Origin of the sequence: uncultured Bacteroides sp. (genome assembly GCF_910585845.1) — a bacterium.
Classification (GTDB): Bacteria; Bacteroidota; Bacteroidia; order Bacteroidales; family Bacteroidaceae; genus Bacteroides.
Genome location: NZ_CAJUHF010000036.1, coordinates 13296 through 38383 on the forward strand (window position 1 = coordinate 13296; position 25088 = coordinate 38383).

The following is a 25088-nucleotide window of genomic DNA, read 5'->3' on the forward strand; positions in this document are numbered from 1 at the left end:
TTGTTGTTCATGACTCTTAATTTTCAGGAATTATATTTCAAGGGGTTAACTCCATCTCTTGTCTTATAGCGGAAACGCAGCCAAAGCATGACGCCTGCACTAGTCAGTCCAAAGGGGAACGCCATCCAAACACCGACCGTGCCCCACTCCAGCACGATACCGCATAAATAGCCCACGGGTAGAGATATGACAAAATAGGCAATAAACGCAATAAGCATCATCGGCTTCACATCGGCAATCCCGCGCAGGGCATTGGCAAAACTGATTTGCAGACCGTCGCCAAACTGATAGATAAGAAACGGCAGAAACAGCGAAGAGACCACAGCGGAAACTTCCACACTATCCGTAAACCAACCTCCCATCCGACTACGGAACAGGAAGACAATGCTCAGAAGTACCACCGCCATAACCATTATCAGATGGAAACCGGCGTATGCCGAACGGCGCACATTCGTCATGTCGTTCTTCCCCTTGAAGTTACTAACACGAACAGCAACCGCCGCTCCCATGCCATAGTACATCATGAACGTGAACTGCGAAATGGTCAGCATGATCTGATGGGATGCCAAAGCGATAGTCCCCAGCCAGCCCACCATGATGGTGCTCAGGCTGAAAGAGGCTGTCTCCATCCCCATCTGCAACCCGACGGGCCAGCCCAGCGCATTGAGTCTGCCAAACATCTGCCTCGACCATCCCAAATGCCGGAACCCCAATCTGTACTCCAGGAACCTGCGGCTACGGGCAAAGATTAGCGCAAAGACCACCACCATGACGATGCGCGAGAACAGGGTGCTGACGCCTGCTCCCAACAGTCCCAGTTCCGGAACCCCCAGCTTTCCGTATATCAATACATAATTGCCCACGATGTTCAACGCATTCCCGCCAAGCAGCACCCACATGGCGGTCTGCGTATCGGTGATGCCATCGGTGAATTGCTTGAAACCATTGAAAAGCATCACAAACACCAGCGATGCCAACAATATCAGGAAGTAGGGCTTGATCAGCGGAATTAGTTCGTCGGGTTGCCCCATACGTTCCACATTGAAATAGACCACCGTCATGACAAGCATCAGCAACAATGCCACCAGCACATTGGCAAGCAGGCTGGAACGCAATGCCTGTCCCGCCTCCCTGAAGCGATGGTTACCATAGAACTCGCCCACCACGGGTGTCAGCCCGTAAGAGAAACCAGTGCTGAAAATAATGCAAAGGGTGAAAAGATTGTTGACGAAAGAAGCTGCTGCCAATTCCATCGTGCTGTGATGACCCACCATCAGCGTATCGGCAAAACCAAGTATGATGACACCCAGCTGGCCGATAATGATAGGCAGTCCCAGATAGAACAACGCTTTATAGTGTTCTCTATATGTTTCTATGAGTTTCTTCATGAATATTCAATACTTAGAAGTGAAGCACAAATGGCAATTATTGTTTATTCTTACAACAAGCAATGTTTTGCCTTATAACATTCAATGCTTTGCCTTATAACAAGCAATGTTCTTTCTTATAATAAAGCACCACTGAATTCTCCTCACGGAAAGTCTCCCGTGCCACCCGCTGCAACTGTTCTGCCGTCACCGCACGATGCCTTTCCACTTCGCGGTCTATATCTTCCGCCTGTCCGGTCAGCTCGAACCATGCCAGGTTGGTAGCTACATTCAGATAGTTGATATTGTCGAATATCTGCGTAGACTCAAACTTATTCTTGACTTTCTCCAACTCCTGTTCCCCTACGGGCGTCTGACACAACTCTTCCAACTCGCGAAGCACGGCAGCTTCCGCCTCTTCCAGCGACACACCCGCTGCCGGTTTTCCGCTGATGTGCAGCAGTCCGGCATCGCGTGTTCCCGAAATGTAGGCGTCAATGCTGGAAAAGAGTTTCTGCTCCTGCACCAGCTGTCGGCTCAGCCGACTGGAACATCCGTTGCTAAGCACATCGGACAGGATATCGAATGCAAAATAATCGGGATGTTCGCGGTTGCACATCGGATAGACCATGAAGAGCGCATCCAAAGGTACCGGACGCTCCACCGTCAGCCGGCGTGCCTCTGTCTGCTCCGGCTCTTGAGGCAGCTGCCTGGGCGGCACGTTGCGACGCGGCACCGGACCGAACCATTTTTCTGTCAGTGCCACGGTCTCTTCCCACGAGATATTTCCGGTCACCGCCAGCACGGCATTGTTGGGGGCATAAAAACGATAAAAGAAATCCTTCACTTCCTCCAGCGTGGCTTGCTCAATGTGCGACAGCTCCTTGCCGATGGTAGGCCAGCGATAGGGATGCACCCGATAGGCCAACGGACGGAGAAGGTGTCCGACATCTCCGTAGGGCTGGTTCAGGCAGCGTTGCTTAAACTCCTCTATCACCACGCCACGCTGCACATCGAGGCTCTGCTCGCTGAAGGCCAGTTCCAGCATGCGGTCGGAATCCAGCCAGAAGCCGATCTCTACATTCGATTTAGGGACAGTCAGGTAGTAGTTGGTGATGTCATTGTTTGTCCAGGCATTGTTCTCGCCGCCCGCCGACTGCAACGGGGTGTCATAGTCGGGTATATTCGCCGAACCGCCGAACATCAGATGCTCGAACAAATGGGCAAACCCGGTATGTTCGGGATGTTCGTCACGGGCTCCCACATCGTAGACGATGTTCAAGGCAACCATCTGCGTACTGCGGTCTTCGCTGTGCACCAACCGCAGTCCGTTAGAGAGGCAATGTTTATTTATCTTCATAAGAGGAAGCGTTATAGCCTGAAGGATATGCCGGTTTAATCCAGTACTTTCACTTTGATAATCTTCACATCCTCTTCCGGGCGGTCATTGCGATCGGTCTTCACCTTCTGAATCTTGTCTACCACATCCATTCCCTCCAGCACTTCGCCGAACACGGTATATTCACCGTCCAGATGCGGGGTACCGCCTACCGTGGTGTAAGCCTTCACCTGCTCCGGCGTAAAGCGAAATTCCGGCATCTTCGCTACTTCCGCCTCAGCTTGTGCAAACAGCGTGTCCTGCAAGTTCAGCAGTCCGTCTTGATCGTTCGCCTTGCGCATCTTATAGATCTCCTTCATGTGCTTCTGTGCCAAAGTATTGAACACAGTTGTCAGGCGGTTCTGGTTCATCTGATTCTCCATGCTCAAAAGGGTGCTGTCGCTATACACCTTCCCGGTGACAATATAGAACTGACATCCGGAAGACTCCTTATTCGGATTCACATTGTCTCCCATGCGGGCTGCCGACAAGGAACCTTTCTTGTGGAAGTACTGTGGATAGACAAACTCGGCAGGAATGGTGTAGCCCACATCGCCCGAGCCCAGCATCTTGCCCTTCGGGGCATTCTTCGATTCGGGGTCGCCCGCCTGTATCATGAAGTCCTTGATGACGCGGTGGAAAAGCGTACCTTCGTACGTGCCCTCTTCCGCCAGTTTGATGAAATTATCACGGTGCTGCGGCGTTTCGTTATACAGTTTCACGATGATATCTCCCGCAGAGGTCTCAATCTTCAATTTGGTTTCTTGATCCATGTTTCTGTTCTTCTTTTGTCCCGACTGGCAAGCTGTTACGCTGCAAATCAGTATGGTTAATAATAGAATGAAATTCCTCTTCATATTGCTTTTTATTTTAATTAATGGTGCAAATATACGATTTTCAGACAAAACGACTTACCTTTGTGTCAGAAAAGAGACAAAAGACAAGGCAATGAAATCTATACTCATCGTTGAAGACGACATCACTTACGGCATGATGCTGAAAACCTGGCTGGGCAAGAAGGGTTTCCAAGTGACCTCGGTCAGCAGCATCGCCCACGCCCAGAAGCACCTGGAGACGGAAGGTGCCGACCTGATTCTGTCCGATCTGCGCCTGCCCGACAAGGACGGCATAGACCTGCTGAAATGGTTGGGCACTCAGGGGATGTCCGTCCCGTTCATCATGATGACCAGCTACGCCGACATCCAGTCCGCCGTACAGGCTATGAAGCTGGGCGCCAGCGATTACGTTGCCAAGCCTGTGAATCCCGACGAACTGCTGAAAAAGATAGGCGAGACGATGCAGCAACCCGCCGCCGCGTCCCGACCGACTGCCGGAACGGGAAAAGCGTCCTCCGTCCGTCCGCAAACTTCAGCGCAAGATGCCCCTTCCGACTATCTGGAAGGAGAAAGCGATGTCGCCAGACAGCTATACAACTATGTCCGGCTGGTTGCCCCCACCAGTATGTCCGTACTCATCAACGGGGCGAGCGGAACGGGAAAGGAATATGTTGCCCACCGCATCCACCAACTCAGCAAACGCGCCGGACAGCCTTTTGTCGCCATCGACTGCGGCTCCATCCCGAAGGAGTTGGCTGCTTCCGAATTTTTCGGGCACGTGAAGGGTTCGTTCACCGGAGCACTGACCGACAAGACGGGTGCCTTCGTTGCCGCCAATGGCGGGACGATCTTCCTGGACGAGATAGGTAACCTCAGTTATGAAGTGCAGATACAGTTGTTGCGTGCCTTGCAGGAGCGGAAAATCCGTCCGGTAGGATCCAATAAGGAAATCACAGTAGACATACGCCTGGTCTCCGCCACCAACGAAAACCTGGAATACGCCATCGAGAAAGGCACTTTCCGCCAAGACTTGTTCCACCGCATCAACGAATTCACTCTGCGCATGCCTGAACTGAAGGACCGTAGGGAGGACATCCTTCTCTTCGCCAACTTTTTCCTCGACCAGGCCAACCGCGAACTGGACAAGCAGTTGATCGGCTTCGATGATGCCGCCTCACGGGCGTTGCTGGAGTATCACTGGCCCGGCAATCTCCGGCAAATGAAGAACATCGTACGCCGCGCCACTCTCTTGGCACAAGGCAAGTTCATCACCCTGAACGAGCTGACCGAGCTCCATGAGTCTGCACAACCCCGCATCAACCTGCCCCTGCACAATGAGGAGACCGAGAAGCAGCAGATCATCGAGGCACTGCGCCAAACGGGAAACAACAAAAGCCGCGCCGCGCAACTCTTGAAGATAGACCGCAAGACGTTGTACAACAAGCTGAAACTTTATAACATAGAAAATCTTTAAGAAAGGGAAACGCCCATCTGTACTTTCCCCGCCCAGCAGAATGTATGCCGCGCCACCCGTGCCATACCTGTCACATCTCCTCTCCACCATACCTCCGTAAAATCTCCATGTCCTATAGCATGGAAAAACTATGGAGAAGATATGGAGTTAGTATGTACGGAGATGGAAAGTGTGGAATAATTCCCCACCCGATTCCACACTTTCTACACTATTCCACAGCTTTCCACACTTCCTGTTTCCACCTATCAGCATAGCAGTCAATCATTTAACCATTCCGTCACATTTCTGGCACCAGCTTTGCGAGTACTTATATGTAAGTGATGAACTTACATGAATAAAAAAAGAAACCTAAACCCAAAACTTATATATGATATTGTATAACCCATAAAAAGCAAATGATTATGAAAAAGTTAGTATTAGTAGCAGCCCTGTTTATGTTTGTTTGTGGCGGTTCTTTCTTGGCAAATGCTCAAGACCCTGTGAAGACCCAGCAACCGGCAACGGAAAAACCTGAGAAAACAACGGCAACTGAGCCTGCCAAGGAAGAACCCAAAGCAGAAGAGCCGAAAGCTGAAGAACCGAAAGCAGAAACTCCGGCAAACGACACTCCTGCAACGGAAACTCCAACTACTGAAACACCGGCACAGCCTGCTAAGTAACAGTAAGCACTCTGACATAAAAGCCGTTCCTCCCTTGTCTATTCTGAGGAACGGCTTTTATTGTTTTTGTGCAATACCTATTTCTTATTATCCTTCACCATCTTCCTCCATCCTATTTACCCACATCTAGCGATTTCGCACACGTCCCATTCTATTTAACTTTGCCGACAAATTGATTGAAATGTTTTGCAAGGTTTTATATTTTATTCTATTTCTGTTTATCAGCCACTTGACTGTCTCCGCCCAACGGGGATATACCCTCACAGGAACAATACAGGATGCGCAGACCAAGGAACCGCTCAGCTTTGCCACCATCCAGTTGCAGACAGCAGACAAGACTTGGTACGGTGCCCTCAGCGATACAAACGGCAGATATACGTTCACCAACTTGACAGCCGGAACCTATACGGCAAGCGTCTCATTCTTAGGTTATGACAAGTCAGTAAAGACTTTCTCCCTCTCACGGAACACCACCCTGTCTTTCAGCCTCACCTCGTCGGTTACGGCGCTGAATGAGGTAGTCATCACCGCTTCGGAGTCGAAAGGGCTGACCAGTGCATCGAAAATAGACCGCAAGGCCATGGAGCACCTGCAACCAACCAGCTTCACCGACCTGCTGGAACTGCTGCCCGGAGGGAAGTCCGTCGACCCTAATATGGACAACGTCAACCTGATCAGGATACGCGAAGCAGGAAGTACCAACGAAGCGATCGCCTCGTTAGGTGTAGGATTCGTGGTGGATGGCATGGCGATAAACACCGATGCTAACCTGCAATACCTGCAAGGCACCAGCCAAGCAGACAAAGAGTCCGTCTCGAAAGGGGTAGACATGCGTACCCTTTCGACAGACAACATAGAAAGTGTGGAAATCATCCGTGGAATACCCTCGGTAGAGTATGGTAACCTGACCGGAGGGCTGGTGAACATCAAGCGGAAATCGAGCGCCTCTCCCCTGACCGCACGTTTCAAGGCGGACCAGGTAAGCAAGCTCTTCTCCGCCGGAAAGGGATATGCCATCGGCGGTACCCGCGTCCTGAATCTGGACCTCAGCTATCTGGACTCGAAAGTGGATCCGAGGGACAGCCGCGAAAACTACAAACGTATCACGGCATCCGCACGCCTGAACACCAACTACAAGGCAAGAATCGGACACATCGACTGGCGAATCAATGCCGACTACACCGGTTCGTTCGACAACGTGAAGCAGGACAAGGACGTCACCGCCAAGGAGGATTCCTACAAGTCGTCTTATGACAAGATGACGCTGGGTAGCGAGTGGATACTGAAGCGTCCCGAACACTCCTTCCTGCGTCAGTTGCGCGCCAACACTTCCGTGTCGCAGGAGTTCAGCCGGATCGAGGAGCGGAAGTCCGTATCGCTGGACCGCCCCACCGGCATCCCCAACAGCCTGATACAGGGCGAAGCCGACGGGCTTTACCTGCCCTACAACTATGTAGCGGATATGCTTATTGACGGCAAACCCTTCTATGCCAGTGCGAAAGTAACCGGCGACTTTGCTTTCGGATGGTTAGGGAGTTCGCATACGCTGAAAGCCGGTGCAGAGTGGAACCTGAGCAAGAACTTCGGCAAGGGACAAGTGTACGACCTCTCCCGACCGATACAGACTGCTTCGACCACCCGCCCAAGACGCTACAGCAAGATACCGGCACGGCAGGATGTCTCTATCTACGCCGAAGAGCAGATGAAGTTGCCGCTCGGCAAACACGAAATCCATTTGTCGGCAGGTGTACGCGCCAACACGCTCGCCGGATTGTCCGGCAAGTTCGCCATGCAGAGCAAGTTCTATTTCGACCCGCGCATCAACCTGAAATGGACTCTGCCCGCCCTCGGACGGGAGGAGGAGTGGCTCGTTGACATTTCCGGCGGCATAGGCTGGCTGTCGCGGATGCCGACCACGGCGCAACTCTATCCGGACGCTCTGTACGTGGACGTCATACAGCTGAATTATTACCATAACAATCCCGACTTCCGCCGCATCAACATGATGACCTACAAGTGGGACAATACGAACTACAACCTGAAACCGGCACGCAACCGGAAATGGGAAGCAAGGCTGAACATCGCCCGCGGTGGTTACGGATTTTCAGTCACTTACTTCCAAGAGCGCATGGACAATGCCTTTCGGGATGTCTCCTACTATCGGACGCTGGCTTATAAGAAATATGACACATCGACCATCAACTCTTCGGAACTGGCGGGACCGCCGGCCTTGGAGGGACTGCCCTACGCGGAAGACAGCCTGATCAATGCCTACCGGACGGCAGGCAACGGCACCCGAGTACGCAAAGAGGGTGTGGAATTTACCTTCCACACGCCACGTATCAAGCGGTTGCAGACGCGATTCACGGTCACGGGTGCCTGGCTGAAGAGTACCTACAGCAACGGCGTGCTCCTGTGCAGGGAATCGTCAGTGATGCTCAACGGAGAACAACTGAAGTATGTGGGGCTGTATGATTGGGATTCCACTTCGCGGACGCAGGAGGCATTCAATACCAACGTTACGGCCGATACGTATCTGCAAAAAATCGGTATGTCCTTCTCGCTGACTGCGCAGTGCATGTGGTACACCAGCAGCCAGCCGCTATGGAACAGTGGCATGCCTGTCAGCTACGTGGACAAGGCGGGAAACGTACATCCGTTCACCGCAGCGGATGCCTCCGACGCACAACTGCAACATCTGGTAACGCGATATGGAGACCGCTACTTCGACCGTGTGACCGTCCCCGCCGAGATGAATGTCAACCTGAAAGCTACCAAGAGAATCGGGAAGTACATGGAGTTGTCGCTCTACGTCAACCGGATATTAGCCGTGTCGCCCGACTACCATCGGGGAAATCAACTGATAAGGCGCGTCACGAATCCTTATTTCGGTATGGAGGCGAATTTGAGGTTTTGATATAGACTAAGGAATTATACTTTAGGAGTTAGAGAAATTATCACTCCAAAAACATAACTATAAACATAAAACAATAAAGTAAAATGAAGAAAATAAAGTATTTAGTAGGGACACTCCTGTTGACAGGAAGTTTTGTCCTAATGGGCTGCAACGATGACGATGTGGCAATGACTCAAGTGAATGCAACCCTGAACATCAGCTGCAATATCGGAAACGATCTGACGGTAAAGACAGGGAGTTATACATTCACCAATGTCAGCACGGGTACTGAAACGACAGTGGATTATGGCGCTACCCTGACCCGCGCCGCTGCGGAAAGCACTCTTGCCAGTCTGACGGACGGACTGTATAACGTGGCTTTCGTAGGTACGGCAACCTATACTTACACCGAAACACAGATAGTGGACAAAGAAGAAGTGGAAGTGGAGAAGAGTGCCGAAGTCAATATTCAGGGATCGCAGCAGAACGTGGAAGTGAAAGGCGGAAACGTAGCCCTGAACTTGACCGTTTATGTACAGAACAAGGATGAAAAGGGTAACTTCGTGATTGCGGAGATATTCTCCGGCGGCTCACTCTATCCTGAGACGAACAGGCAGTACAATGGAGACCAGTATATCCGCATCTATAATAACTCTTCCGAGACGCTATATGCTGATGGATTGGTGTTGCTGGAATCTAAATTTTCTACTACGCAGAAGTTTGAATATACGCCTGACATCATGGCCGAAGCTATGGTCGCACAGTCAGTAGTGCGCATCCCCGGAAGCGGTAAGGAGCATCCGGTACTGCCAGGCGAAAGCATCATTCTGTGTGATAACGCCATTAATCATACAGAGGCTTTACCTTCTTCTATTGATTTAAGTAATGCTGATTTTGAATGGTACACGATCGGTACATCATCTCTTCCCGATGTAGACAATCCTGACGTGCCCAATATGGAAATGCTCTTCAACTATTCACTGACAATCTGGGTGTTATCAAAGCAAGGGAACCGGGCCTATGCCATCGGCCGCATACCGGAAAATATCAGTGCAGAAACATATATAAAAGATTACGAATATAAAGCTACCTATGAGAATGCCGGAAAGACAATGCCATTGAATAATGCCTACAGTTTCCCTAACGAATGGATTATCGATGCCGTCAATTTGAGTCCGAAGAGTGCATACGTATGGAATGTGGTAAGTCCTGCCCTTGACATGGGATATTCTTATATAGGAGAAAGAACTACTGTTGTTGAGAATGCAGGCAAGGCCGTTGTCCGTAAGGTATCTTATACGACCGAAGATGGACGTACCGTATTGCAGGATACTAATAACTCCAGCGTAGACTTCCAGGCTTCTGTGCGCGCCACATTATTACCTGCCCAATAATCGAAGAATGAGCATGAGACCACGTTTCCTTATCCTATCGATGACTACTATAGCCTGCCTGTTACCTATCAGGTTAATAGCTATAAACATACAGACAGTAGAGTCAATGGCGGCAGATACACTGACCGCCGGAGAGAAGCTGACTGTCGAGCAAAAGTTGTTATCAGAATACAGTCACAGTACCACATTCTGCAAGCAGGCAGGACAGAATATTGCCATTCGCTATGACTTACGTCCTTTCAGCCTGACCACCGTCAGCTTGAACGGACTGTATGAAGAGCGGGGCAATGCGGCATTGGCTCAGGAGGGAAACGGGGAAAAGGGCTTTAGCGCAAAGGTAAACTCTTCTGTCGTGCTAAACCAACATAACCGACTCTTCGGGACTGCCTCCTACCGCAACGGGCGCAGGGAGAACGTAATATGGAATGAAAATTCGGACTATTCGCTGCTTTATCCGTATGTGGTGGGCGACTCCATCGGCGGATACATGAAAGAGGAGGCATACCAATTCTCCGGAGGATATACTCACCGGCACGGTAAGTGGACTGCTGGGGCCGAAGTGGACTATCGTGCCGTGATAGCCTATCGCGACAAGGACCCGCGCCCGCGTAACGTTATCTCCGACTTGCGGGCAAGCCTCGCCCTGTCGCGCCAATTGGGCAGGAAATACCGGCTGGGACTTTCGGTACAAGCACGCCAGTATAACCAGAAAAGCGACATCAGGTATCTGGCCGACAAAGGTTCTACTTCTGTCTATCAGATGTTAGGGTTGGGAATGGATTATGTGCGCTTTGCAGGCTCGCAGACTTCGTCCCGCTACATAGGTTCGGGCATCGGCGGCAGCATAGACCTGCTTCCGACAAACGGGCATGGAGCATGTGACGGTTTTTCCGCCTCACTGCGCACCGACTATTTCCATCTGACCAAAGAACTGCCCAACGTCAACTATGCCCCTATCAATGAGGTCAAGCATACAACCCTCTCTCTCGAAAGTGCATGGACACACCGGAACAGGGAGTGGGAATATGGGGTACGTCTGCTCGCCGCATGGCAACAACGCACCGGCATTGAGAATATCTTCGGCGATCCGACCGGAAGTGCTTACCCGAAAATCAGCAGTGTGGCCCAATATAAGAACCATACTCTACAGGCGGCACTGAAAGGAATGATAGGACAGCGCCCTGACGGCGCACGACGCTGGGGATGGACCTTGCTCCCTACCGCCAGCTATGGGCAGACCAAACTGGAATATAAGGGGAACGGCCGCTACGTCGAGATAGCCTCTGCCCACGGCGGACTGGAAGCGCAATCCCTCTGGAAAATGTCGGGAATACTGCTTTCGGCAAGCCTTGCCGGAGGATATACCGCCAATGTGAAGTCCGGTTATTCACTGACAGGGTTGGATAGCAAAGGTTCGGTAAGCACTACCCTGCTCTCGAACATCGACTACCTGAGTGACGGCCATGCCTCCCTTGCCCTCGGACTGCGCGGGGACTATGCGGTCAACGACCGGTACGCCGTGTTCCTCTCAGCCCACTGGCTACATCAGGAGTACAGCCGATGTGGAGGGACAGACCGGATAGAGGTGTCCTTGGGAGTTACTTTCTAAAGGAATGCTCCTATGGTTTGGCGAAAAGCTATTTTACCCTATCTACCGGGTAATTTACCGTTATAGGTTTGCTAATGTCGAGAAATATTGCGAATATTGCATACGGGGCGTATCATAGCTCTTTAGCTATCCGATTCCGTCGACAGATGAAACCAATGAATCATTAACAATAAAACAATAACAACAATGAAAACAAAAGCATTATCAATCGCAACTACCCTCGTGGCATTATTCTTCATCGGAACCTCTTGCAGCAACAAGCAGAAGAACGCTGAGAACACTGAAACCACCGAACAAGTCTCCGGCGCAATGGAAATAGACGCCCTGCTGGCCAACGCCGAATCGCTGACCGACCAGGAAGTCACCGTTGAAGGTGTATGTACACATGCCTGCAAGCACGGCGCCACAAAAATCTTTCTGATGGGTAGCGACGACACACAGACCATTCGCGTAGAAGCTGCCAAGCTGGGTGCGTTCGATACCAAGTGCATCAACAGCATCGTCCGCGTCACCGGCATCCTGAAAGAACAACGTATTGACGAAGCCTACCTGCAACAATGGGAAGCCAACCTGAAAGCCGCTGCCGCCGAGGAACACGGTGAGACCGCTGCCGGATGCGACAGCGAGAAGAAAGCACGTGGCGAAACGGCAAACACTCCCGAAGCCCGCATTGCAGACTTCCGCACCAAGATAGCCCAACGCCAGGCAGAAACAGGAAAACCCTATTTGTCATTCTATTATCTGGAAGCAGTAAGCTATGAAATTCAGTAAGGTAGCCACCGTGCTCCGCCGATGGAGCCGACTCGTTCATCGGGATCTTTCGTTCTTCTTTTCGGGGATGGTATTGATCTATGCCATCTCCGGCATTGTAATGAATCACCGGAATACGATCAATCCCAACTACTCGGTCGAGCGGCGGGAATACAGCATCACGGAAACAATGCCTCCACAAGCCGGAATGAAGAAAGACGATGTACTGCGCCTGCTGGCACCGCTTGGCGAGGAAAAGAACTATACCAAGCACTATTTCCCCAAGGAAAACCAGATGAAGGTATTCTTGAAAGGCGGTTCCAGCCTGGTGGTGAATCTGTCTACTAAGCAAGCAGTCTATGAGAAGTTGACCCGCCGTCCTCTGCTCAGTGCCCTGACAAAGCTGCACTACAACCCCGGAAAGTGGTGGACACACTTTGCAGATGTATTTGCTGTGGGGCTCATCATCATCACCGTCACAGGACTCGTCATGGTGAAGGGAACCAAAGGCTTATGGGGACGCGGAGGCGTAGAGTTGGTAATCGGTATTCTTATCCCCTTGCTGTTTCTCTTTCTATAAATGATACGAGACAACAATAGAAGCCGAATTATAACGTTTTTGAGCCCCAAAGGACATATCCGATAAGCATCTGATTACAAACAACATACGAGCAGGTTATTTCTGTTGTATATTTAGGGTACCTCAGTCATATACTTAGGGTATCTCTGTATACGACTGAGGTACTTTCTGTATATGTATCAGATCGGTCTATCGTTCTTTTGTAACAAATATTCACCCCTTTCATTCGTGCTTCTGCCATATCTATATTTAAAATAAAATAAGTCAATGGAGAATATTATTGAATGCAATAACCTGACGCACTATTATGGCAAAAGGTTAATTTACGAGAATCTTAGTTTCAGCGTACCGAAAGGACGCATCTTAGGTCTTTTGGGCAAGAACGGCACAGGCAAGACCACTACAATCAATATCCTAAGCGGTTACCTCAAACCCCATTCCGGTCGGTGCTCCATCTTCGGGCAGGACATACAGACAATGCATCCCGACACACGCCGCAACATCGGCCTGCTCATCGAAGGGCACGTGCAGTATCAGTTCATGACCATCCGCGAAATCGAGAAATTCTACTCCGCTTTCTATCCGGGACAGTGGCGCAAAGAAGCCTACTACGACCTGATGGACAAGCTGAAAGTGGCTCCCGGACAGCACATCTCGCGCATGTCCTGCGGACAACGCTCGCAGGTCGCCCTCGGCCTCATCCTGGCACAGAACCCCGAACTGCTGATTTTGGACGACTTCTCCCTCGGACTAGATCCCGGCTACCGCCGTCTCTTCGTGGACTATCTGCGCGACTACGCCCGCTCGGAGAACAAGACCGTCTTCCTGACCTCGCATATCATTCAGGACATGGAACGGCTCATAGACGACTGTATCATTATGGACTATGGTCGCATCCTCATCCAGCAACCCGTAAAAGAGCTATTGGACACCGCCCGCCGCTATACCTGTACCCTGCCCGAAGGTTACAAAATACCCGAAAGTAGTGCCCTGTCCGAAGGCAACAAGGACTTCTATCATCCGTCTGTCATCAGAAATACCTTGGAGACATTCTCTTTCTTGAGTCTGCCCGAAGTAGAAGAACACTTCAAAGCCCTGCAAGTGCCCTATAGCAACTTGAAATGCGAAACTACAAATTTGGAGGATGTCTTCATCGGACTGACAGGGAAATATTAGAGAGTTGCAACTCTCCAGTTAATCAGGACTATCGGCCAGTAACTCCCTAACTTACAAAACAATTTTTAATAAAACAACAACCCAATTATGAACGCTATATTTTATAAAGAATGGATCAAAACACGCTGGTACTTGCTTCTTGCGCTCCTTATGACACTCGGCTTCGCCGGTTACTCAATGTTGCGCATCAACCGCGTAGTCAACATGAAAGGCGTAGAACACGTCTGGGAAGTAATGCTTACACGAGATGCCTTGTTCATCGACTTGTTGGAATACATCCCCCTGCTGATCGGAATACTGCTCGCCTTAGTGCAGTTTATGCCCGAAATGCACCGTAAATGTCTGAAACTGACTCTGCATCTGCCCTATCCGCAACTCCGCATGATCAACCTGATGCTGCTCTACGGCCTGTCAGCACTACTTATCTGTTTCGCCACCAACTATCTGCTGATGGGTGTCTACATGCAACACATCCTCGCACCGGAACTGTATTCACGGATTCTCCTGACAGCCCTTCCCTGGTATCTGGCAGGCATTGCCGCCTATCTGCTACTCTCGTGGATATGCCTCGAACCGACATGGAAACGCCGTGTCTTCAATCTGGTCATCTCAGCCCTGCTGTTGCGTATCTTCTTCCTTGCACCGGCACCGGAAGCCTACAATGCCTTCCTACCCTGGCTGGCAATCTACACCCTGTTCACTGCATGTCTCTCATGGTCGTCTGTCGCACGGTTCAAGGCTGGTAAACAAGATTGAACTGGGCGAACAAGGTAAAACAAGATCACATAAATGAATGAGAGCAAATCTGTAAATGAAATCAGACAAGTGAATCTGATTAAGCCCTCAATAAAGCCAAACAGATTAACAAGGTCAATTAGCTCATCAATTTCTCTTTCTAAGAATCCTCAAATTATCTTTTTAAGAATCCAAAAGACAATGAAACATTTTAGCCAAATATTTTTATATCTCACTATCGCATTACTCCTTATCTGGCAATTGCCGTGGTGTTACTCTTTCTTTGCAGCGAAACCCTCTAAATCTCCCTTCTCCATGTACAGTACCCTTATTGATGATTTTGTCTCCATCGGTCAAGAAGAAGGCAAAGGCGTAGTACGCCACGACCAATCCGGCAATACGTACACGCAAGAACAAGTGGACAGCATTCTTCCTTTCTTCTACATCCGTCAGCTCATGTCGGACGAACGGTTTCCGGACAGTATCAAAGGCGTTGCCGTCACTCCGCGCGAAGTACAGACCACCAATTTCAATTTTCGCTCCACACCATCGGATATTAATGCTTCCCGGATAAAACTTTATCCCTTGTTGGAGAGCATGTCGGGACGCGTAGACCTGACGATGCCTGATGACGTGTTCCGCATCACCAGCAAAGGGATTGAATTTATCAAAATGGCAACCAATGCCATAGACACCCACAAAAGCCGGCAATTCACGGAAGCAATGCTCAAAAAAGGCTTCAAGTTCCCCGCACAGCGAGTTGCAGGCAACCCGACAACCCGCAAGGAGTATGACGAAGGTTATCTGCTCTTGGATAATGAAGGCAAGCTTTTCCACCTGAAGCAGACCAAGAACCGTCCTTACGTACGTGCCATCCCCCTGCCCGAAGGCTTAAAAGCGAAGTATCTCTTCATCAACGAATTTAGAAGCCGTAAAACGCTGGGCTTCCTGACCGATGCGGATAACAATTTCTATGTGCTGAACAACAAGACATACGACTTAGTCAAGACCGGAGTTCCCGCCTTCAATCCGGAACAGGATGCCTTGTCCATCTTCGGTAATCTGTTCGACTGGACTGTTTGCGTTAAGACCGACAAAGCCGATGAGTATTACGCCCTGAATGCAGACGATTATTCACTTATCAAGTCCGTCAGTTTCCCAACGCAGGACGGAACAGTACCAGGATTACGGTTTACGTCTTCACGGGATAAATATGTAAGACCAAGATTATAAATAAAGGAATCCCTATTACCAATTACGCAAATGTGGGTGTGTCAATCTTGTTTTTTTGACACACCCACATCTACGTAATTCATTATGCTAAGATTCTTTATACTTCATATCATCCTGACCTCTTGCCAAAGCCTCGTCTTTGGCACTGGTGCCTCCACCTCTATTACTTCTTTCGATACCGGATGTACAAAACGGACGAAACGTGCATGCAGGCAGATACTTCCATCCGGATTGGAGCGTGCCGAACCATACTTCAGGTCTCCCTTGATGGGACATCCCATCTTTGCCAACTGGCAACGTATCTGATGGTGTCGTCCGGTCTTCAAATCCACTTCTAACAGAAAATAGTTCTCCGACCTACCTATCATACGATAATGTAGAATTGCTTTTTTACTTCCGGGCACCTCTTTATCATAAGCATAACTCTTATTCTGCTTCTCATTGCGTACCAGATAGTTCACCAATTCTCCTTCCGGTTCCTTCGGGGCATCTTTCACAATAGCCCAGTAGGTTTTCTTCACCTCACTATTCTTGAACATTTCATTGAGGCGGGACAATGCCTTGCTGGTTTTGGCGAACACAACAAGACCGCTCACGGGGCGGTCCAGTCGGTGAGTGACACCGATGAAGACATTTCCGGGTTTCTGGTATTTCTCTTTCAGATACTGCTTTACAATTTCCGAAAGCGGCGTATCTCCCGTTTTGTCTCCCTGAACGATCTCGGAAGCGGTCTTATTGACTATAATTATATGATTGTCTTCGTATACGACAGTCATACGCGTTCTTACATATTCATACCACCATCTACCTGGATCACCTGTCCTGATACGTAAGAAGACATATCGGAAGCCAGGAAGGTAGCTATGTTTGCCACGTCTTCGGGAGTACCGCCACGACGCAAAGGAATCTTCTTTGCCCATTCGGCTTTTACTTCATCGGGCAATGCGGCAGTCATGTCGGTCAGGATGAAACCCGGAGCAATGGCATTGGCACGGATACCGCGGGAACCAAGTTCCTGAGCAATAGATTTAGCCAAAGCAATCATACCAGCCTTAGAGGCTGCATAGTTAGCCTGTCCGGCATTGCCATGAACACCCACTACAGAGGCCATATTGATAATGCTACCTGCCTTCTGACGCATCATGATCGGTGTACAGGCATGAATAAAGTTGAAAGCAGACTTCAAGTTCACGTTAAGAACCATATCCCACTGTTGTTCGCTCATACGCATCATCAGACCATCGCGGGTGATACCTGCATTGTTTACCAGAATGTCAATACGTCCGAAATCGGCATGAATAGCTTCTACGACTTTCGCCGTGTCTTCAAAGTTAGCGGCATTTGAAGCATAACCTTTGGCCTTCACGCCCATTGCTTCGATTTCTTTTGTTGTATTCTCTGCATTCTCATCAATTACCAAATCCGTGAATGCGATATTCGCTCCTTCAGAAGCAAACTTCAAAGCGATAGCCTTACCAATACCGCGTGCAGCACCGGTAACAATGGCTGTTTTTCCATCTAATAATCCCATACTTTTTAATTATTGGTTAATATTTTCTTTTCTACGCAACGCCCCAAACACGATGTTGACTACGTACCTATCACGTTCTTCATCAGTCAGTTTGGCTCCTATATGTCCTCTTATGTAAGGCACTTCGATACCTTTCACGCAATAATGCACCAGTTCGGCCGTCATATCAACATCATCTACCTGAAATACTCCTTTTTCCACACCCTCTTGCAGTACTGTCTTGAACAGTTGCAATTCTTTGGCATCAAATCGCTTACGCACTTTCTCCACTCGCCATATATCGCGGAAGAAAGTGGCACGAAGGGTTCCATTTCGGTACACAACTTCTTTCACCGCATCCAAACGGGTGTAAATCATTTCAATAATCTTCTGATCGGGCGAAATATCCTTTTCCGCTACTCTCTTCATCACATCCAAAAGGATCTCTAATTCGCTCTCGACAACAGCCGTATAGATTTCTTCCTTGCTTTTAAAATAGGTATACAGGGTTCTTCTACCTTTTTTAGAAGCAAGGGCGATATCATTCATCGTGGTATTCTCAACTCCCATTTTAGCAAACAGCTGACGGGCCACATCCACTAATTTAGCTTTTGTCTTCGATACAGTCATATATTAATAATTGCACATTGCATAATAATTTGAGCAAAAGTAAAACTTTTCCGCATACCACACAAGAATTCATGCATTTTATTAACATTCGGGCAGAGGTACGTTCTTTTTAAGTAGAAATATTATCTCATTATTTATCAACGCATTAAAATACTCATTTTGTTTTTTTAATAAAAATATGATGGATTTTCTTTGTTTATTCAGCTAAAAGCAATACCTTTGCACCCGTTAAACATCGCGGAGTGGAGCAGTTGGTAGCTCGTTGGGCTCATAACCCAAAGGTCATTCGTTCGAGTCGGATCTCCGCAACTACAAATAAAAAGACCGTTAAAAACGGTCTTTTTTCGTATTCCGAGTATTCTGTCTTTTTTATCTATATTCCCATCAATAAATGCTCAGCTCCTTATTCTATTTGAAAAAACAGGAGACAAACATCATCGTTACAGAACGAATGCTTTTATCTTATGAAACAAATAAAACCATCTCATAAGCTGAAAAAAATCATCTCGTGAGATGAACATTTTCACCTCACGAGATAAATATTTTCAGCCCACGAGACGAAAATATTCAGCCCATGAGACGAAAACAACCATTCCCACTGCCGAATTTCTACAGTACCAGCCATCTGTTTTTTTCGAATGAAGACTTGACAATCCGTACAAACACAACACAGATTGTATCAGGAATAGCTTTTTTATTCTCCGTTCCTGATACAATCTGATGCTTCTCTATACAATCCGACGTTTCTCTCTAATTAAGCAACTGCTTATTCTGTCACTACAATCTTTGCCGCCCGATCCAATCTGATGTTCAACAGAGCCTTTTCCGACTGGGGCATCCAAATCACCTCACGGCATTCACCCTTTTCCAATATACATTTCTGTTCATTGGAAGCATACAGATATTCCGTATCAACGTGGAAAGCATCTGATTCTACAATCCAATTATCAATTTCATCAAGATTCAGATGCAAATGCAAAGCCTCACCGCTATTGAAACGCAAGTTGCCGGATTGGGCAGACAATGCCTTGAAACGACAATTCTCCACCTCTGTATAAGCATCCGTAGAGAAGGCCAAAGAGTCACGCTCCAAATCCTTGAACGTTACAGGTTGAAACTTCAGACAGGAAGTAACCTGCTGGACATTGGCAGGAAGGTAAAGTACCATCTCTTCCGAACGGACATTAACATATTCAATACCACAGTATTCTCTCTCCAATTCGCCCTTGTCAAAACGTAACGAAATGCGCAAAGTATCTCCCACTGAGTCTAACGACAAATAACGCTCCAGCCCAGACAGGCAGGACAAGCTACCGGTCAGACTGTCAGTAGGAATAACTCTCAAAGGAAAGAAGGCAAACGCAATCCGTTTCATGTTTCCATTATCACAGACTATCCTCCTGTCCGATACAAATTGTATCACCTTACAGTCCGGCAACGAGACGCTCTTTCTCTCCCCACCAATCTCCATGACAGAATCGTCCTCACTGATTATCAATGCGGAAGCATAGAATATACAGCCGCACACTGCAACCAAACCAGCAAGCAACATTCCCAATATGATATAAGTTGTTCGTTTCATAATCTTCTTCTTTTATTTTTGTTTTTCACTAAATTCACGGTACATGGCAGACAGTTCCTTTGCCGAAATGCCAAGAGTATACATCTGCTTGAAAAAATAATCTATCTCTTCTTCCATAAAATACTTCTTTTTCAACGACAATATCAATTCGCGGGCACCAGAAGAGACGAAATAACCGATGCCACGCTTGTTGTAAATCACCTCTCGTGACTGCAGGTAATCGTACGAACGCATCACCGTATTGGCGTTCACCTCTACCACAGCCGCATATTCCCTGACCGACGGTATGCGCTCTTCTTCGCGGTATTGTCCGAAAAGCACTTCGTCACAAATACGGTCTGCTATCTGAAGGTAGATAGGCTTGCTTTCTTTAAAGTTCATAGATTACCAGCGATTGATGATTTCTGACTCTTTGAAACGGAAGTAGGCAACTATCCAGTTGAACAGTGCCATGACGAAAAAGGCTACCGTCAACCAATGTGCCAAGACATCATCCGACAGGCTCGAATTCACTCCGCGGGTGCCACGGCCTTCGAACAGCTGGTATGCCAATGTAGAACCTACCAGGGTATAAATGACGATGACCGCAATGATAGCCGAGAAAGTCTTGACGAATGCATTCTTCGGCCAGATTGTGCTGCCCAATATAAACAGGGAGTGGGTGAAGAAATAGATACTTATTCCTAAGAGCAAACCGTCACAACTCCGGAAAGCGGCCCAATATTGTTCTGTTCCCACCAGATGAGACAGAGGAGTCGACGAAATAATGTCCTTCAGTTCGGGATAGCTGACTAGATATACTGCTACGCGTGTCCAGTCTGCCATCTTGAAAGCGATCAAGAAAACAATAAGGAAGCCGAAAGTAAAGACCAACCAGCGGGAGAAGTACTTCTCGAACATCGTGGCGGGCGTCATCAGCACGGCAATCCGGTTGGTTTTCGACTTCATCCGCTCCATAATGAACGAGGCACTCAGCATGCCCATAATCACAACTGCCCAAAGAAAAACAATCAGTTCGGTCGACCACATCGGGTCAGCAAGTTCTCCTTTACTCAACAATCTCTCCGGATGGTTATATTTCCAATAACCGCTCCACACAAAAATGATTGCCATGATGCCATACATCATGATAAACCGCAGCAGATTGGTCTTCCAACTCTCCACCATCTCCTTGCGGCATAAGTTTACAAAGCGAGATGCACTAAAAAAAGTATCGCGTATCATTGTTCATGTTGTTTTGAGTTAAACATTCCTTTGATTTTCTCAGGCGCTGCAAGAGCGGCGCTGAACAGCAGTTCAAGATTGATCTCCGATTCTTCGCCGTACGTATTAGACAGCATCAAGAAATTGCCCTGCACGGAGGGGAGTGCGTAGATTGCCTCTTTCGCCAGCTCACGGTCGTCGCTTTCGGTGAAAAGGAATTTGTTGCAGATGTCTGCCGTGGATTCGTCAAGCAGGACACGGCTGTTGTCCATGATCACCACATGGTCCAGTATCTTGTCGATATCTCTCACCTGATGGGTGGAGACGATAATTGTCCTGTTGTCCGACATGCCCGAAGCAATGAACTTACGGAACTGGCTCTTCCCTGGAATATCCAAGCCATTGGTAGGTTCGTCCATCAACAGCAATGAGGTGTTCGTGGCAAGTGCAAAGCTCATGAAGACTTTCTTCTTCTGCCCCATAGACAGGGCACCCAAATCGATGTCCTGATCCATCTCGAAATAATGCAAGTATTTCACCATGTCTTCCCTGCTGAAACGAGGGTAGAAGGGACTATTCAGTTCCACATAACTGATTAAGGAGATGGGCGGCAACTCAAATTCTTCGGGAACCAGAAACATATCCTGTAACGTGATCGGTAACCGACGGCGTACATCGGTGTCATGGAACATCACTTTCCCGCTTTTCGGGGTTAGCAGACCGCTCATCAGATAGAGTAGCGTGGACTTACCGGCACCGTTCTTGCCCAGTAATCCATAGACTCTACCTTTCTCCAATGAGAGCGAAAAATCGTGCAAGGTATCTTTCTTGCCTCGACGATAGCTGAATGAAATGTTTTCTATTTGTAGCATACTTATCTATTTTTTAGGAAGAAAGGATCCAAAAACAGGATATTCGGAAGCAGGCCTGTCAACCGGAATCTGTATTTAATCCGTTCCAATTATAGTGTATTAGTTTAATAGTACACCGCAAAGATAGATAAAGTTTTTAATACTCCAAATATTCTTTCCGAAAAAAAATACAGCGACCTCATCAAAACGTACCCGAATGGAGAGATAGTGAATCCGCCCAATGCAATGCCAATCACCGATAGTACAATTTAATGGTATAGCTTTTCTGCTTTTGGTTATTATCGCTATATTTGTATCTGTCTGAAAAAAAGGAGGCTGTATGGTCAAACAGAAAAAACGGGATAGCCATTGACTTCGAACGTTCATACTTCCATGAGAGTCCCGATGCCCCGTCCATGAAAGAAGAAAATGCTGATAAGCCCAGTCTCATCGGCAATGTACAAAGCCTGAAACTATGCAACCAACGCAACTGGATTCCTAAAAATCCGATATGCCTCACGCGCGGCATAGCCAACTGCTATGAAAACTCGCGGGCAGTGATCGAGAGCATGGAACAGGAACTTAAACCGGAACTGAACCGCCGTATGCGTCCGGAACTGTATGGAAATGCCGTCAATGAGATTATACTCAACTGCTCTTTCAGCTTCTACGACAACTATCACTGCAAAACCAATTATATCATCGCCGACGAAGCACTGAAACTGAAGCAGAAAGATTTCTATCCCGTACTGCTCAGCATGTTTTCAGAGAAAGAGATCGAAGACAATGGGTATTATCTCAGAAACCGTTTTTCCTACGGTCCGTTCCGAAGTGACACGGGAACAACGCGTGTCGGAATCGTGTTTGAAAAGGAGTTTAGCGAACAGCCGCACCAGAAACAAAAACAGCTATTGTGCAAATACCTCATCCATGCCGTGCAGCAGGTTGCCAAACGTCTGTGTCGAAAAACAGATTACAACTTCTCCCTGCTGACAGACGATTTCAGATCAATTCTGCAAGATTGGTGCGGATAAAGGAAGAAATAGATACTTGATAGTTAATCCGCGTTAAAGTGAGATTTTCAACCCTTTAGCTTTCAATAATAGTAACATGGAGGTAACCAACTGAATTCTAAGTGCCTTCTTGTGCCATGTTTGGCAGCAGGCTAACTTTGCAACCGAAAATCAAAACAATAGGAGAAATAATTATGAAGAACTATCAGAAAGTTAATGTCCCCGTTGGTGAGGCACGCGCTGAGTTGCACAATTCATTGAATCTGACCGGTGCAGAAGTATCTATCAATAACCTTCCGGCTGGTGCAGGAGTACCTTTTATACACTCACACCAGCAGAACGAAGAAATTTATGCCGTACTTTCCGGACGCGGCACTATGATGATTGACGGAGAGACAGTCGAATTGCAGGCCGGTGACTGGCTGCGTGTAGCACCGGCAGGAGAACGCCAATTGTCTGCTGCTACGGACAGTGCCATCTGCGTCATCTGCATCCAAGTAAAAGCCGGATCTCTGGAAGGCTTCACAATGACGGACGCAGTAGTGAAATAAACCGGTATATCAGAACTCACCACAGATTACGCAGAGCGGAAAGTGGATAGATGGCAAGCGCGTTATAGGCACCATCTATCCACAAATGCTCCTCATTGCCCAGATAAGGCATCAGCAATATGAGGGTGATCAGCAATGAGCACCACCAGAAACCGGCTTTGAATCGGATACAAGTCTACGTAGTCTGCAATGCCAAACGAAACATCACACTGGACGACATAGCCCGCCACGTAGGAATGAACCGCACTCCTTTCTGTCTCTTCTTCAAGAAAGCCAAAGGCGTCTCACCAAGCGAATATGCCGCTTTGTCAGACAATTTTCAGCCTACCGCTTTCATACAGAAAGAATAATGAATATCTTTGAGGCATTATTTATTCATAAAATCAACAAAACAGAATTATGAGAGTTAGCAACAAATCGACTGTGAAAATGGGAGCTACAGGAGTAGCAGTCATCGGAGTTATCGTATTGTTTTTAGTCATGTTTGCCGTAGAGCGTATCGACTCGGGACAGACAGGTATCATCGTCAACCTGGCAGGTAGTGAACGTGGCGTAGACGATGCCAAAGTGGAGACCGGATGGGTCATGTACAACCGCTTCGCCAAGCAACTTTTCGAATATCCCGCCTTCGCGCAGATTGTGGATTATGAACCTTTCGACATCCAGGACAAGAAAGGCACCATCTTCAAGACCGATCCTACCATCGAGTATTACATCGAACGGGACAATGCCAAGATAGTTTTCCTGCGCTACCGCAAGACCACCGAAGAATTGGAGCAAAGCGTCATCCTGACGGAGGTGAAGAACGCTTATAAAGACGTAGCAGGCCTTTACGAAACCGACTCGCTTATCAACAACCGTCCCGCCTTTGAAAAAGAAGTGGAAGAACTGCTGAAAGAGCGCCTAAGCAAACGTGGTTTTACCTTCACCAATATCCAGTCTTCCGTAAAACCCAATGAGACCCTGCAAGCCGCCATCGACGCTAAGAATACGGCCGTTCAGAATGCCTTGAAGGTGGAGAATGAAAAGAAAGCCGCCATAGCCGAAGCCGAAAAAGTGGTAGCTGCCGCCAAAGGTAAGGCAGATGCCAACCGCATCCTCCAGCAAAGCATCACCCCAGAGTTGATCCAGCTGAAAGCAGTAGAGAAATGGGACGGGAAATTACCGTTGTCAACAAGCGGAAATACTTTGCCGTTCTTAAAACTACAATAAAGAGAAGAGCAAACTATCACCAACATTCCTTATGCAATTTGAGTAACAAAAAACGTTCTGCATAGGAACAAGATTTTTCAGTCTCTTTTTATATCACACTTGAGAAATGTATATGAAAAGAGACTCTACTCGTTTAAAAAGCCCGAAAGCACAGAACTGCAAGGACACAATAACAGAGACGCTTGTCCCACAAGAAAATCCCAGGTTTCGTCATAGCAGTTCTCATACATAAACCATCCCAGCACGCTTCACCCTATGCATAGTAAAAAGGGATATTATCAAATTCCTAAAAGAAATTGAAGTATCTTTCCATTGTCAATAGACAATATATCGAATAAGGTTTTAGGACGCTGATTCTCAATCACCCTGTTTCTTATTCTGTATAAACTCTAATTATCAATTGTAATATCAATTGTAATTGCAATTTTCCATTGTCAATTATCAATTGT

24 protein-coding genes and 1 tRNA gene are annotated in these 25088 nt (G+C 48.0%); 15 read left to right on the forward strand and 10 right to left on the reverse strand.

Annotation, left to right across the window (positions count from 1 at the left end):
* Positions 1-23 precede the first annotated feature (23 nt).
* The 3 genes from QZ323_RS10385 to QZ323_RS10395 all read right to left on the reverse strand — a co-directional run bounded on the left by QZ323_RS10385 (position 24) and on the right by QZ323_RS10395 (position 3602).
* Complete coding sequence (locus QZ323_RS10385) at positions 24-1388, reverse strand: MATE family efflux transporter (RefSeq protein WP_294634592.1); 1365 nt, start codon at positions 1386-1388, stop codon at positions 24-26.
* A gap of 94 nt (positions 1389-1482) precedes the next feature.
* Complete coding sequence (locus QZ323_RS10390) at positions 1483-2727, reverse strand: pitrilysin family protein (protein ID WP_294634594.1); 1245 nt, start codon at positions 2725-2727, stop codon at positions 1483-1485.
* 35 nt (positions 2728-2762) lie between these two features.
* Positions 2763-3602, reverse strand: a complete 840-nt coding sequence (locus QZ323_RS10395) for a peptidylprolyl isomerase (RefSeq protein ID WP_294634595.1) — start codon at positions 3600-3602, stop codon at positions 2763-2765.
* A 91-nt stretch (positions 3603-3693) separates the two neighbouring features.
* On the opposite strand from QZ323_RS10395, the gene QZ323_RS10400 reads away from it, so the two are divergent.
* The 10 genes from QZ323_RS10400 to QZ323_RS10445 all read left to right on the forward strand — a co-directional run bounded on the left by QZ323_RS10400 (position 3694) and on the right by QZ323_RS10445 (position 16087).
* A complete protein-coding gene (locus tag QZ323_RS10400) occupies positions 3694-5055 on the forward strand; it encodes a sigma-54 dependent transcriptional regulator (protein ID WP_294634596.1) in 1362 nt (453 codons plus the stop codon).
* 401 nt (positions 5056-5456) lie between these two features.
* Positions 5457-5714: a hypothetical protein gene (locus QZ323_RS10405; protein ID WP_294634597.1), complete on the forward strand. Its 258-nt coding sequence runs from the start codon at positions 5457-5459 to the stop codon at positions 5712-5714.
* 181 nt (positions 5715-5895) lie between these two features.
* A complete protein-coding gene (locus QZ323_RS10410) occupies positions 5896-8631 on the forward strand; it encodes a TonB-dependent receptor (RefSeq protein ID WP_294634598.1) in 2736 nt (911 codons plus the stop codon).
* An 83-nt stretch (positions 8632-8714) separates the two neighbouring features.
* A complete protein-coding gene (locus QZ323_RS10415) occupies positions 8715-10004 on the forward strand; it encodes a DUF4876 domain-containing protein (RefSeq protein WP_294634600.1) in 1290 nt (429 codons plus the stop codon).
* A 13-nt stretch (positions 10005-10017) separates the two neighbouring features.
* The gene (locus QZ323_RS10420) at positions 10018-11613 is read left to right on the forward strand and encodes a DUF6850 family outer membrane beta-barrel protein (protein ID WP_294634603.1); all 1596 of its coding nucleotides are present in this window, start codon (positions 10018-10020) and stop codon (positions 11611-11613) included.
* Positions 11614-11799: 186 nt separating this feature from the next.
* Positions 11800-12384 carry a hypothetical protein gene (locus tag QZ323_RS10425; RefSeq protein ID WP_294634605.1) on the forward strand — a complete coding sequence of 195 codons (585 nt, stop codon included), beginning with the start codon at positions 11800-11802 and terminating at the stop codon, positions 12382-12384.
* Positions 12371-12943 carry a PepSY-associated TM helix domain-containing protein gene (locus QZ323_RS10430; protein WP_294634606.1) on the forward strand — a complete coding sequence of 191 codons (573 nt, stop codon included), beginning with the start codon at positions 12371-12373 and terminating at the stop codon, positions 12941-12943. Before QZ323_RS10425 ends, QZ323_RS10430 begins: the two co-directional genes overlap by 14 nt.
* Before the next feature lie 267 nt (positions 12944-13210).
* Entirely contained in the window at positions 13211-14119 is a 909-nt protein-coding gene (locus QZ323_RS10435; RefSeq protein WP_294634607.1) for an ABC transporter ATP-binding protein, read from the forward strand.
* Between the two features lie 87 nt (positions 14120-14206).
* Positions 14207-14875, forward strand: a complete 669-nt coding sequence (locus QZ323_RS10440; RefSeq protein WP_294634608.1) for a hypothetical protein — start codon at positions 14207-14209, stop codon at positions 14873-14875.
* Between the two features lie 180 nt (positions 14876-15055).
* The gene (locus QZ323_RS10445; protein ID WP_294634610.1) at positions 15056-16087 is read left to right on the forward strand and encodes a DUF4857 domain-containing protein; all 1032 of its coding nucleotides are present in this window, start codon (positions 15056-15058) and stop codon (positions 16085-16087) included.
* A gap of 104 nt (positions 16088-16191) precedes the next feature.
* Here the strand turns inward: QZ323_RS10445 and QZ323_RS10450 are convergent, their stop codons facing one another.
* The 3 genes from QZ323_RS10450 to QZ323_RS10460 are packed head-to-tail and all read right to left on the reverse strand — an operon-like array spanning position 16192 to position 18227.
* The gene (locus tag QZ323_RS10450; protein ID WP_294634612.1) at positions 16192-16863 is read right to left on the reverse strand and encodes an RNA pseudouridine synthase; all 672 of its coding nucleotides are present in this window, start codon (positions 16861-16863) and stop codon (positions 16192-16194) included.
* An 8-nt stretch (positions 16864-16871) separates the two neighbouring features.
* Complete coding sequence (gene fabG, locus QZ323_RS10455; RefSeq protein WP_294634614.1) at positions 16872-17618, reverse strand: 3-oxoacyl-[acyl-carrier-protein] reductase; 747 nt, start codon at positions 17616-17618, stop codon at positions 16872-16874.
* 9 nt (positions 17619-17627) lie between these two features.
* Positions 17628-18227, reverse strand: a complete 600-nt coding sequence (locus tag QZ323_RS10460; RefSeq protein ID WP_294634616.1) for a TetR/AcrR family transcriptional regulator — start codon at positions 18225-18227, stop codon at positions 17628-17630.
* 236 nt (positions 18228-18463) lie between these two features.
* Here QZ323_RS10460 and QZ323_RS10465 point away from each other — a divergent pair.
* A tRNA-Met gene (locus tag QZ323_RS10465) sits at positions 18464-18536 on the forward strand.
* A gap of 457 nt (positions 18537-18993) precedes the next feature.
* Here the strand turns inward: QZ323_RS10465 and QZ323_RS10470 are convergent.
* The 4 genes from QZ323_RS10470 to QZ323_RS10485 are packed head-to-tail and all read right to left on the reverse strand — an operon-like array spanning position 18994 to position 21884.
* The gene (locus QZ323_RS10470) at positions 18994-19809 is read right to left on the reverse strand and encodes a hypothetical protein (protein ID WP_294634618.1); all 816 of its coding nucleotides are present in this window, start codon (positions 19807-19809) and stop codon (positions 18994-18996) included.
* A gap of 12 nt (positions 19810-19821) precedes the next feature.
* Positions 19822-20190 carry a GntR family transcriptional regulator gene (locus QZ323_RS10475; RefSeq protein ID WP_294634619.1) on the reverse strand — a complete coding sequence of 123 codons (369 nt, stop codon included), beginning with the start codon at positions 20188-20190 and terminating at the stop codon, positions 19822-19824.
* Between the two features lie 3 nt (positions 20191-20193).
* Entirely contained in the window at positions 20194-21033 is an 840-nt protein-coding gene (locus QZ323_RS10480) for a hypothetical protein (protein ID WP_294634621.1), read from the reverse strand.
* The gene (locus QZ323_RS10485; RefSeq protein ID WP_294634622.1) at positions 21030-21884 is read right to left on the reverse strand and encodes an ATP-binding cassette domain-containing protein; all 855 of its coding nucleotides are present in this window, start codon (positions 21882-21884) and stop codon (positions 21030-21032) included. Before QZ323_RS10485 ends, QZ323_RS10480 begins: the two co-directional genes overlap by 4 nt.
* A gap of 290 nt (positions 21885-22174) precedes the next feature.
* Between QZ323_RS10485 and QZ323_RS10490 the strand changes: the two genes are divergently transcribed.
* From QZ323_RS10490 to QZ323_RS10505, 4 genes are all read left to right on the forward strand, one after another.
* Positions 22175-22897 carry a hypothetical protein gene (locus QZ323_RS10490; RefSeq protein ID WP_294634624.1) on the forward strand — a complete coding sequence of 241 codons (723 nt, stop codon included), beginning with the start codon at positions 22175-22177 and terminating at the stop codon, positions 22895-22897.
* A gap of 173 nt (positions 22898-23070) precedes the next feature.
* Positions 23071-23427 (forward strand): cupin domain-containing protein, encoded by a 357-nt coding sequence (locus tag QZ323_RS10495; protein ID WP_294634626.1) that lies wholly within the window; start codon positions 23071-23073, stop codon positions 23425-23427.
* A gap of 119 nt (positions 23428-23546) precedes the next feature.
* Entirely contained in the window at positions 23547-23777 is a 231-nt protein-coding gene (locus tag QZ323_RS10500; protein WP_294634628.1) for a helix-turn-helix transcriptional regulator, read from the forward strand.
* A gap of 49 nt (positions 23778-23826) precedes the next feature.
* Complete coding sequence (locus QZ323_RS10505; RefSeq protein ID WP_294634629.1) at positions 23827-24639, forward strand: SPFH domain-containing protein; 813 nt, start codon at positions 23827-23829, stop codon at positions 24637-24639.
* Positions 24640-25088 lie beyond the last annotated feature (449 nt).

Coding starts and splice junctions, on each gene's coding strand:
- QZ323_RS10385 (WP_294634592.1), bottom strand. CDS start 1,388: ATGAAGAAACTCATAGAAACATATAGAGAACACTATAAAGCGTTGTTC.
- QZ323_RS10390 (WP_294634594.1), bottom strand. CDS start 2,727: ATGAAGATAAATAAACATTGCCTCTCTAACGGACTGCGGTTGGTGCAC.
- QZ323_RS10395 (WP_294634595.1), bottom strand. CDS start 3,602: ATGAAGAGGAATTTCATTCTATTATTAACCATACTGATTTGCAGCGTA.
- QZ323_RS10400 (WP_294634596.1), top strand. CDS start 3,694: ATGAAATCTATACTCATCGTTGAAGACGACATCACTTACGGCATGATG.
- QZ323_RS10405 (WP_294634597.1), top strand. CDS start 5,457: ATGAAAAAGTTAGTATTAGTAGCAGCCCTGTTTATGTTTGTTTGTGGC.
- QZ323_RS10410 (WP_294634598.1), top strand. CDS start 5,896: ATGTTTTGCAAGGTTTTATATTTTATTCTATTTCTGTTTATCAGCCAC.
- QZ323_RS10415 (WP_294634600.1), top strand. CDS start 8,715: ATGAAGAAAATAAAGTATTTAGTAGGGACACTCCTGTTGACAGGAAGT.
- QZ323_RS10420 (WP_294634603.1), top strand. CDS start 10,018: ATGAGACCACGTTTCCTTATCCTATCGATGACTACTATAGCCTGCCTG.
- QZ323_RS10425 (WP_294634605.1), top strand. CDS start 11,800: ATGAAAACAAAAGCATTATCAATCGCAACTACCCTCGTGGCATTATTC.
- QZ323_RS10430 (WP_294634606.1), top strand. CDS start 12,371: ATGAAATTCAGTAAGGTAGCCACCGTGCTCCGCCGATGGAGCCGACTC.
- QZ323_RS10435 (WP_294634607.1), top strand. CDS start 13,211: ATGGAGAATATTATTGAATGCAATAACCTGACGCACTATTATGGCAAA.
- QZ323_RS10440 (WP_294634608.1), top strand. CDS start 14,207: ATGAACGCTATATTTTATAAAGAATGGATCAAAACACGCTGGTACTTG.
- QZ323_RS10445 (WP_294634610.1), top strand. CDS start 15,056: ATGAAACATTTTAGCCAAATATTTTTATATCTCACTATCGCATTACTC.
- QZ323_RS10450 (WP_294634612.1), bottom strand. CDS start 16,863: ATGACTGTCGTATACGAAGACAATCATATAATTATAGTCAATAAGACC.
- fabG (WP_294634614.1), bottom strand. CDS start 17,618: ATGGGATTATTAGATGGAAAAACAGCCATTGTTACCGGTGCTGCACGC.
- QZ323_RS10460 (WP_294634616.1), bottom strand. CDS start 18,227: ATGACTGTATCGAAGACAAAAGCTAAATTAGTGGATGTGGCCCGTCAG.
- QZ323_RS10470 (WP_294634618.1), bottom strand. CDS start 19,809: ATGAAACGAACAACTTATATCATATTGGGAATGTTGCTTGCTGGTTTG.
- QZ323_RS10475 (WP_294634619.1), bottom strand. CDS start 20,190: ATGAACTTTAAAGAAAGCAAGCCTATCTACCTTCAGATAGCAGACCGT.
- QZ323_RS10480 (WP_294634621.1), bottom strand. CDS start 21,033: ATGATACGCGATACTTTTTTTAGTGCATCTCGCTTTGTAAACTTATGC.
- QZ323_RS10485 (WP_294634622.1), bottom strand. CDS start 21,884: ATGCTACAAATAGAAAACATTTCATTCAGCTATCGTCGAGGCAAGAAA.
- QZ323_RS10495 (WP_294634626.1), top strand. CDS start 23,071: ATGAAGAACTATCAGAAAGTTAATGTCCCCGTTGGTGAGGCACGCGCT.
- QZ323_RS10500 (WP_294634628.1), top strand. CDS start 23,547: ATGAGGGTGATCAGCAATGAGCACCACCAGAAACCGGCTTTGAATCGG.
- QZ323_RS10505 (WP_294634629.1), top strand. CDS start 23,827: ATGAGAGTTAGCAACAAATCGACTGTGAAAATGGGAGCTACAGGAGTA.